The 9,661-nt window shown below is 40.6% G+C and carries 8 protein-coding genes and 1 pseudogene; 1 reads left to right on the top strand and 8 read right to left on the bottom strand.

The window, feature by feature from the left end:
• Positions 1 to 586 precede the first annotated feature (586 nt).
• Positions 587 to 1,984, top strand: coding sequence for a hypothetical protein (locus QZ055_RS05930; protein WP_295825266.1), 1,398 nt, complete (start codon positions 587 to 589; stop codon positions 1,982 to 1,984).
• Positions 1,985 to 2,438: 454 nt separating this feature from the next.
• Here QZ055_RS05930 and glmM read toward each other — a convergent pair whose 3' ends face one another.
• The 8 genes and pseudogenes from glmM to QZ055_RS05890 all read right to left on the bottom strand — a co-directional run.
• Positions 2,439 to 3,794 (bottom strand): phosphoglucosamine mutase, encoded by a 1,356-nt coding sequence (gene glmM, locus QZ055_RS05925; protein WP_295825263.1) that lies wholly within the window; start codon positions 3,792 to 3,794, stop codon positions 2,439 to 2,441.
• 169 nt (positions 3,795 to 3,963) lie between these two features.
• Positions 3,964 to 5,562: an NAD(P)/FAD-dependent oxidoreductase gene (locus QZ055_RS05920; RefSeq protein WP_295825261.1), complete on the bottom strand. Its 1,599-nt coding sequence runs from the start codon at positions 5,560 to 5,562 to the stop codon at positions 3,964 to 3,966.
• Positions 5,563 to 5,754: 192 nt separating this feature from the next.
• Complete coding sequence (locus tag QZ055_RS05915) at positions 5,755 to 6,675, bottom strand: YbbR-like domain-containing protein (RefSeq protein WP_295825259.1); 921 nt, start codon at positions 6,673 to 6,675, stop codon at positions 5,755 to 5,757.
• Complete coding sequence (cdaA, locus tag QZ055_RS05910; protein ID WP_105090135.1) at positions 6,672 to 7,484, bottom strand: diadenylate cyclase CdaA; 813 nt, start codon at positions 7,482 to 7,484, stop codon at positions 6,672 to 6,674. Before cdaA ends, QZ055_RS05915 begins: the two co-directional genes overlap by 4 nt.
• A gap of 113 nt (positions 7,485 to 7,597) precedes the next feature.
• Complete coding sequence (locus tag QZ055_RS05905) at positions 7,598 to 7,912, bottom strand: XdhC family protein (protein ID WP_024066914.1); 315 nt, start codon at positions 7,910 to 7,912, stop codon at positions 7,598 to 7,600.
• Complete coding sequence (locus QZ055_RS05900) at positions 7,902 to 8,630, bottom strand: XdhC family protein (RefSeq protein WP_295825257.1); 729 nt, start codon at positions 8,628 to 8,630, stop codon at positions 7,902 to 7,904. Before QZ055_RS05900 ends, QZ055_RS05905 begins: the two co-directional genes overlap by 11 nt.
• Positions 8,614 to 9,426, bottom strand: a complete 813-nt coding sequence (gene yqeB / locus QZ055_RS05895; protein WP_295825256.1) for a selenium-dependent molybdenum cofactor biosynthesis protein YqeB — start codon at positions 9,424 to 9,426, stop codon at positions 8,614 to 8,616. The genes QZ055_RS05900 and yqeB overlap by 17 nt, the downstream gene beginning before the upstream one ends.
• A pseudogene (locus tag QZ055_RS05890) lies at positions 9,423 to 9,661 on the bottom strand (nucleotidyltransferase family protein); the annotation flags it as partial. The pseudogene QZ055_RS05890 and the gene yqeB, both read right to left, overlap by 4 nt.

Below are 9,661 nucleotides of genomic sequence, written 5' to 3'. Positions count from 1 at the left end.
GCTTGATTAAAGCCAATGTATCCTACGATACCGCACATAAATATATCCTCCTATACTGGGGGCATTCTAGCCCCAGCCAACAACTAAGGCTAATTAATGTTCTAGATTAATGTTCTAGATTAATGTTCTAGATTAATATTTCAATTATGTATTAATTATTACTTTAATACAATTCATTCAGATACACTTTGTCTCCATTGTTACCAATGGGCTTTTTAGTATCTGTTACGACATGAATGTGCCGGAAGAGCATCCGCTGATTATTCGATCACTCTTCACCTCGTCTACCCTAACGACTGCCTTCGCGGGTACTTGCGCTATTCGCTCTTACGAATTGTGAAACTCCTTTCTATAAGATACGGCAGATCTTTAAAGTATACATCGTATACCAATCTATATTATACGTGATAATGAATGGTGAAAGCAAGACATCCTTATCGACATATCTAAAAATCACGATTAGTATTTCTTTATAAATCCCATGTATCATTCATACTATTTTCACAGATAATTACTATACTTCTTACAATCTTAATTTTACACAATTCGATTTTATCGCGCAATAAATATTTGGAGGTTATTATATATGACACATTCACGTAATTATAGAACTTTAAGACGTCTCATCCTGCCTGCTTTAGCGGGCGGTGCCCTTGCAGCACTAGCCTTTGCCCCTACATTTGGGACAGAACCAGTACAAGCTAATGTTCCTACCCAAAGCATATCAGCACCTAAAGCTGATGTGCCTAAAACCGATGTACCTAAGGCTGATGTACCTAAGGCTGATGTGCCTAGACCTGATGATGTAAAGACAGGCGAAATTAATGAACCAACGCCTCATAAGGAAGCTAATCCTAGTACTTTCACAGGTACATCTGTTATTAGTGAAAGCAAAACATTCGAACACCAACGATTTGATAATACTACAAGCGACCAAAATTCTTTCATCGGCAAAAACAAAGCGACAATCACCATCGATAGTAGTGTATTTGATAAAACAGGCAACACCACTAATGATGACAACAGTAATTTCCACGGACAAAACGCAGTAGTGCTCGGCATCGAAGGCAGCCAAACAAGCATTAAGGATAGTAACATCACCTCTAATAGCATTGGATCTAATGCAGTATTTGCCACTGGTGAAGGCTCTGTGATCAACGTAGAAAATACTAATATTCACACAAAAGGTGATTCCTCTCGCGGCTTAGATGCAACCTATAAAGGCTCTGTAAACGGTAAAAACCTAACTATCACTACCGAAGGTGCTCACTCCGCAACCCTTGCTACAGACCGTGGTGAAGGCACTATTACTGCAGAAGCAGCTAAGCTTACAACCTCTGGCACAGGCAGCCCTGTTATCTATTCAACGGGTAATATTACAGCTAACAATGTGAACGGCGTGGCCAACAAGAGTGAAATTGGTGTTGTAGAAGGTAAAAACTCTATTACCCTTACGAACTCTAATGTAACAGGCTACCATGATAATGGCTTTATGCTATACCAAAGCTTCTCTGGAGATGCTGAAAGCGGTATCGCTCGTTTAAAAGCAGAAAATAACACACTTACAACTCATGGTACAGGTGCGTTCATCTATGTAAACAACACCACTGCTGAAGCAGACCTTACAGGCAACACAATCTTAATGCCAAACACTACTACACTGGTGAAAGCGGCGGCAGACTCCCATTGGGGTAAAGATGGTGAAAACGGTGGTCACCTTACACTCCGCGCATCCAACCAAGAACTTAGCGGTAACATCGTAGCTGACTCCATCAGTACTGTTGCACTAGACATGACAAATGGCTCTAGCCTTGTGGGAGCTATCAACACTGACAACACAGCTAAAGAAGTAACTGTGAAACTCAGCAAAGACTCCACATGGACACTCACTGGCGACAGCTATGTAAAATCTCTAACTAATGAAGACACAACAGGCAGTAACATTCACTTGAATGGATATAAACTAGTTGTAGCTGATAAATAATGGCAAAAGCACTACTCTGAATTATTACAATTCAACGTAGTGCTTTCTTCTTTTTTATTCAAATCTCATAGCAGTTCAAATACAGATATCCTTTTTGATTTATCACACAAAAATAAGAGTATCAAAAGTTATGAAATAAACAGTCTATTAAGTAGCATCCATATATAGGATATAATTTTAATTCAACTATAGGCTTGTAGTTTTCATGTTTAATTTTAAATCCCCATTCACACGCACTATACTTAAAATCACCATCATCGGTAACAAGGACTTAGCCTATAAATATCGGCTCACTAGTGACGAATCCATTCGGCAATCATCTAAAACACATATAAAGAAAATGCCCACCAATATATGTTCCTGCAGCGACTTTACGTAGGACGGAGCAAAGGGACATATATTGGTGGGCATACGTCTATATAAATTTGTAGAATGGATTCAAACGGAGCAGATATTAATTATCGGCAAGTCCTTGTTCTCTACCGATAATATCAGCGATTTCTTGGCATAGGGATTGTAATGCTTCTTGGTCTGGACCTTCTGCCATTACGCGGATGAGTGGTTCTGTACCAGATGCACGTACTAGAACGCGGCCTTCATCGCCGAGTTCACCTTCAGCTGTTACGATAGCAGCTTTAATAATATCATTATCTTCCCAGCCTGTTTTTGTAGCAACTCGAACGTTTACTAATACTTGTGGGTATTTCGTCATAATGCTAGCCAGCTCAGAAAGCGGTTGATTTTTTTCTTTCATAAGAGCCGCTACTTGCACAGCTGTTAACATACCGTCACCAGTTGTATTGTGATCTAAGAAGATTACGTGACCAGATTGTTCACCACCAACGGAGAGGTCATGCTCACGCATGTATTCCAATACATAGCGGTCGCCAACTGCAGTAGAAACTGTTTTCATACCAAGTTCTTCGGCTGCCTTATGGAAGCCAATATTACTCATAACAGTACCAACTACTGTATCGCCTTTTAACTTGCCTTCTTCTTTTAATTTAAGGGCACACAATAACATGATTTGGTCGCCATCGAGAACTTGGCCTTTTTCGTCAACCAATAAACAACGGTCAGCATCGCCATCGTTAGCGATACCAAGGTCTGCATTATGTTGTTGTACAGCCACTTGTAAGCCTTCAATATGTGTAGAGCCACAGTGATGGTTGATATTCAAACCATCTGGATTAACATTGATGTTGATTACTTTAGCACCAAGGCCAGACAAGATTTCAGGGCCTACGCTAGAAGCAGCACCGTTCGCACCATCATATACGATAGTCAAACCTTCGAGGGATGTATCGATTGTGTGGCGAACAAAGTGAGCGTAGAAATGAGCCAAGTTACTATTGTACTCAATTGTACCGATGCCATCACCAGTAGGACGTGCCAATTCATTGTCCGCACTTTGACGAACATATTTTTCTAATTCATCTTCTACTTCATCTGGCAATTTATAGCCATTGCCATCAAAGAATTTAATGCCATTATCTGGATATGGATTATGAGATGCAGAAATAACAGCACCCGCATCAAAACCTTGTTGACGTACGAGGTACGCTACTGCTGGAGTTGGAATAACACCGGCAATAACAACATTACCACCAACAGAACAAATACCTGCTGCTAACGCACTTTCAAGCATAGAGCCAGAAATACGTGTATCGCGACCGATCAAGAATGTAGGATGATCTTTCTCCTTACCAAAATATGTAGCCGCAGAACGGCCTAAATGATAGGCTAATTCAGGTGTTAAAAATTCATTAACAACACCACGTACACCATCTGTACCAAATAAACGAGCCATAATTATCCTCCTCTAGGGATTGTGAAAGTCACAAATCCTCATATATTCACTGTTGTGTATTATATCACAATATATACACTACACATATAGATACTATACAGATATATTATTTTACAGTATCAATATGAACCTATACTGTAGTTTCTTTTACAATATATTCTGCTACTAACTAGTTAGGTTTTGCATATTTTGCCATACATAAGATAGCCGTTTCGGCTCCATCAAGGGCTGCACTCATAATGCCACCTGCATAGCCAGCGCCTTCACCCATAGGGTAGAATCCACCTACAGTCGGAGAAACGCAGTCTTCATTGCGTCCCATGCGAAGTGGTGCTGAGGTACGCGTTTCAACGCCCGTCATACATACTGCAGGATCATCAAATCCATGAATGCGTCGTCCCCAATATGGCAAAGCCCGTTCCAATACAGACGTTACGAATGGTGGTAAGCAATCATGTAAATCGCAATTTACTACACCTGGTTCATAGCTATAGGTGCTATCTTGTACGCTTGGTGCTTGTGAAAGCCCTAAAAATTGACCTACTGTTTGTGCTGGTGCATGGAAGTTAGAGCCACCTAATTCATAAGCTTTGCGCTCCCATTCACGTTGGAATGCTACACCATCCAGTGGATGATTACCGAAATCTTCTGGGCCTACGTTAACTACGATAGCACTGTTCGCAACACCGCTATCACGAGCATATAGGCTCATGCCATTCACAACAACGCCCCCATTTTCGGATGCAGAGGCCACAACTTGACCACCTGGGCACATACAGAAGCTATACGCAGTACGGCCTGTTTCTTTATCGTGATACACAAGGGAGTATTCTGCGGCACCAAGGCCCAAGCTGGAAGGTTCTACACCATATTGGGACTCGTCGATAACAGCTTGATCATGCTCTATACGAACACCAATAGCAAATGGTTTTGCTGTCATTTCTACATTGCGTTTATGTAGCATTTCATACGTATCACGTGCACTATGGCCTACACCAGAAAGCACAACCGTCGTATCGATGCGCTCGTTGCCATTAACTTCAACACCCACGATACGATCATTTTCAATGAACAAATCAGTTACTTTGGCGCCAAAGCGAACTTCACCGCCCCACTCAATGATGCGTTCACGCATAGCTTTTACCATGGTACGCAACTTATCTGTACCTACGTGAGGTTTATGTTTATATAAGATTTCTTCAGGTGCACCAAATTCAACAAAGTATTTAGAGATCTCGTGCAATCTAGGATGAGTAACGCGAGTTGTCAATTTACCATCTGAGAAGGTACCTGCACCGCCTTCGCCAAATTGTACATTCGATTCAGGCTTAAATACGCCCTCTTTCCAAAATGTTTCTACATCTTGACTACGAGTATCGACATCTTGACCTCGTTCAAGAACGATTGGACGGTACCCTTCACGAGCTAGGTAAAAAGCCGCTAACATACCTGCCGGCCCAAAGCCCATTACTACAGGACGATGTGCTAAAGGCACATTGCCATATACGATAGGTTCTGGATCCTCTGGAGTGAACACAGATACGTCCTTTTGTTTACCTAATTTTTTCATAATTTGAGCTTCTTTTTGAACCTCAACAAACAAAGTATATACAAATACAATATTAGGTTTTTTACGAGCATCTACAGCACGTCGCACAACGTGAATTGTTTCAATGGCTCCACGTAGCTGGGGATACTTCTTTTCTACAATCTCTTTAATATCCGACTTAACCGTCACGGCCACGCGGAGATTTATTATTCTAATCATATGTTACCTATTAAAGCTATCCTTTCAGAATAGACTACATCTATATTATTTGACCTAAATTCTTTATAACTGACCTATTAGAAAATGGTCATACATCTTTATTATACAACACTACCATAAAAGCTAATATATGAATAATAAAAACAAACCCTAATAGAGTTATATAATCTACTCTATTAGGGTCTTTTTTAGCTACGTAGTTTTCTTTTGTATATCTACCTTAACATGTACTGTTGTAACATTACTATTAACGCCGCTTGGCAATACTAAGTTGTAATTACCTTGAATTCCCTTAGTTGCACCAGTGAGATCAATTGGTTCTGTTTGAATTTCTGTAACAGAATCAATCATTTCTTCTCGGCCAGTCACGGTTAATTGTGTTGGTGTAACGGATATGGACTTAACCTCATAGCCATCAGCTACCGCTCCCGCAGTTGGTACCGTAATAGGAACTGCTTTATCTTTACGCAATAAGTTAAGTTCATATTGCGCCTGACCTTGGTTTGGATTGATATGTACATCTAATACATTACCAGATACATCCCAAGCTTCTAAGGTACTAACAGCACTAAAGTTCTTAGTTTGACCAGCGATATTAACCTTCATAACAACCTTATTTACGGCGTTAACAAGCTGTTTACGACCAGATACAGTTACCTCTTTCGGTACAATAGTTACCGATTTAAGAGCAACATCATCTGAGAACTTACCAATTGGAATAATTTCAACCGGTATCTTTCGTTCTGCATATTCGTCAACATTAATTGTTATAGTATCAGGCTTAACTTCAACAAGGCTCATCCCCGCTGGAGGTGTAAATCCGATTGTCACATTATTTTGACCTGGTTTTACACCCGATGCGTCAATGTATGCGCGAAGATTATCTGCCTTTATAGACATAATCGTATCGCGAGGACCTGAAAGCACAATGCGTGCTACATCCGGTGCATCTTCTATAATATAATGAGAGTCAAGATTTTGAACTTGAACAGGTACTGTATAGGTTACCTCCATCACAGGGTTCTGATCTCGCATAATAAAGAACCACATGACGATGGCCGCTAGCAATGATAATAACTTAGCTGGCCAATTGCGTTTCAAATGTATCATCATTTTTTTGCCCCCCATTTCCACATACCAGTAATGGTTTGACGAGGGCGTTCCATAAATGTACGCAACGCTTCTTTAATTTGATCTTCCGGCAAATGACGATAAATATGACCGCCATAGGTATAGGAAATTGTCCCCGTTTCCTCACTGACAACAACAACGACCGCATCTGTTTGTTCAGACAAACCAATTGCTGCACGGTGACGCGTACCAAGTTCAGTACTCAATGTACGGTCTTCAGTTAGTGGCAACAAACAACCAGCTGCACGAATGCGGCCATCACGGATGATCAGTGCCCCATCATGAAGTGGTGTACTAGGAACGAAAATGTTTTTAATTAATTCACGACTCAATACAGCATCAATTAAAATACCTGTATCAACGAAATCATTGAGACCTACTTCACGTTCAAAAACGATAAGTGCACCTGTGTGCTCACGAGACATAACGCGAGCTGCCGCCATCACTTCATTGATGGCCATGTCCATTTCCTCTTCGTTAACATTCTGTGCCTTGCTGAAAATTCGACCACGGCCCAATTGTTCTAAAGCACGGCGCAATTCCGGTTGGAATACTACAGGCAATGCGAAGAGAAGAACAGTCATACTTTGTTGCAAAATCCAATTGATAACATATAGATTTAGCAGATGACTCAATAAATTTAGAATTGCTAACATAACGAGACCTTTCAAAAGAGAAACGGCCCGTGTATCTTTAAGCAATTTATATAAGTAATAAATACCTACAGCAACGATTAAGATATCAGCGATATCAAGAAGCCTAAAGGTATGTATAAGTGCGTCAATATGCATAAAAATAGCTCCTTATACAAAAAAATAAGGTACAACCAACTACTTGGCTGTACCTTATATTTTAACTCATTTTAGAAGCACTGTAAATTTATAAACGAATATAAGATATGATATTAGATGTTTTGTGTTTCAATCCACACATCCATTTGTCCACCACATACCATACCTTCTTTGACAGCAACATCGTCATCTAAAAGGACTTCGATACGCCGATGTGCTTCTTTTTTATTCAAAGAATCAACAGCACTTAGGCGAATTTCGTTTTCAGCACGACCACCACCGATAGTGCCAAAAATAGATCCATCTGGGAAAACAACCATAGAAGTGCCAGCCTTACGTGGTGTAGAACCACGGGTAAATAAAATTGTGGCAACAGCTAATGTTTCATTTTTACGAGCACTTAAATATTCAATAAACTCACGATTCATGGCTCACTCTACCTTTCCGCAATGAGCCGCCTTTTTTACCACGCACCACTGCCAAATATTCGCTAACGATAGATAATGCAATCTCCTCAGGAGTTTGTGCACCTAAATCTAGACCAATTGGTGCATATACCATATCTAATTCTTCTTGTGTCCAACCTTGTTCACGCAATACTTCAAATGCATAATGAATGCGCTTTTGACTGCCCATAACACCCATATAGGTTGGCAAGTAATCGCGCAATTGTTCTAAGCATACATTATCATACTCATGAGCACGTGTAACGATGATAAAACCATTATATTCATCAAGAGGTAAATCATTTTTAAAGTTTTCTAAGGGCAAGCATTTACGAGTTACGCGCTCGTCAAAGAATTCATGAACTACATATTCTGGGCGGTCATCTACAACAGTAACACGACACCCAATGAATAGTAATAAATCTGTAATAGCACGGCTCACATGACCAGCGCCTAATACGAGAACAGACGGATCATTTTCTACAGGTTGTACGAAACATTCAACTTCGCCTACCATGCACAAAGAATTGAGCTTTGCTTTATCTACCATAAAGCCTTCGATTGGTGTGCCATACAAAACACTACCATCTTCAGCATAAATTGCTTTATCCCCTTGACGAGGACCAGATAATACAGTAACCATCAATGTAGTTTCTGTAAGCTGAAGACGGTCTTTCATCACATCATAGATCGTTTCCATCTTGATTCCTTTCATAATCCCATGCAGTAACAGCTTCTAAAACGCCGCCACCAACAGCGAGAGATTTATCTGAAATACTATAACAATGAGCTTCTTCACAACGAGCATCTACATCGGCCAATTTAAAATGGTCAGATACGATGAGCCCGCTCTTAAGAATGCCTCTAAGAATACCTGTAATTTTAGCACGTACCGGTTCTTCATCTACATAGCCAATGACTTCATTAGCTTGTACAGAATCTCCAATATGGCGCTTAGCTGTAAATAGACCAGCCTTTGGCGAGTGAATAACACGCTCATGAGTATAACCACCTACATTACCAGGAATACCCGTATTAGGTTGCGCCGGGCCATCATAGATACAGCGACCTAAATAATGACCACGCATAGTTTCAATAACCACATCCACGTCATCTCCTGCAGTAAATCCCGGCCCTACACCGATAACAAGGTCTGCATCATCTCGTTTGGTACCAAGATTTTTTTTGCTTAAGATAGCATCCACCACAATGGCTGGCTTCAATGTATCTAATAACCCTTCATAGGAGCTAGTTACTACAGGAATAACACCTTGTGCCAATGTATCCTTTACTTCGCTAAGGGCTACATGACGAGCTACAAAGCGTTCCAAAATCATTTCCCCACGATGCACAGCATTGCCGTAACAAACTTCACGGCGAATCATGGTAGGAATAGCGATTTCGTTAATCACTACCGGATAGCCTGCACGTTTCAATCTATATACAGCGCCAGAAGCGATATCTCCGCCTCCACGCATAAGCACTAATGGTTTCATAATGCCTCACTTTCACGTTCTTTTAAACGCTCAAAATCATCGGGTGTATCGATATCATATCCAATATCGTCACGAATCCATAGTTTGATAACATGATCTTTACCATCACCACGAATGATGGTCTTGCCACCTTGGTCCCCTTGGATATGTTGTAAAGATTCAAACCAATGCGAACCAAAGAGAACAGGATTTCCCGACTGATAATTCGCCCCATAATGCGGGACGACGATAGTTT

Source organism: uncultured Veillonella sp. (assembly GCF_905209685.1).
GTDB lineage: Bacteria > Bacillota > Negativicutes > Veillonellales > Veillonellaceae > Veillonella.
The sequence above is the reverse complement of the archived record's forward strand: the minus strand, read 5'-3'. Positions and strand labels throughout refer to the sequence as shown.

Coding starts and splice junctions, on each gene's coding strand:
- QZ055_RS05930 (WP_295825266.1), top strand. CDS start 587: ATGACACATTCACGTAATTATAGAACTTTAAGACGTCTCATCCTGCCT.
- glmM (WP_295825263.1), bottom strand. CDS start 3,794: ATGGCTCGTTTATTTGGTACAGATGGTGTACGTGGTGTTGTTAATGAA.
- QZ055_RS05920 (WP_295825261.1), bottom strand. CDS start 5,562: ATGATTAGAATAATAAATCTCCGCGTGGCCGTGACGGTTAAGTCGGAT.
- QZ055_RS05915 (WP_295825259.1), bottom strand. CDS start 6,675: ATGATGATACATTTGAAACGCAATTGGCCAGCTAAGTTATTATCATTG.
- cdaA (WP_105090135.1), bottom strand. CDS start 7,484: ATGCATATTGACGCACTTATACATACCTTTAGGCTTCTTGATATCGCT.
- QZ055_RS05905 (WP_024066914.1), bottom strand. CDS start 7,912: ATGAATCGTGAGTTTATTGAATATTTAAGTGCTCGTAAAAATGAAACA.
- QZ055_RS05900 (WP_295825257.1), bottom strand. CDS start 8,630: ATGGAAACGATCTATGATGTGATGAAAGACCGTCTTCAGCTTACAGAA.
- yqeB (WP_295825256.1), bottom strand. CDS start 9,426: ATGAAACCATTAGTGCTTATGCGTGGAGGCGGAGATATCGCTTCTGGC.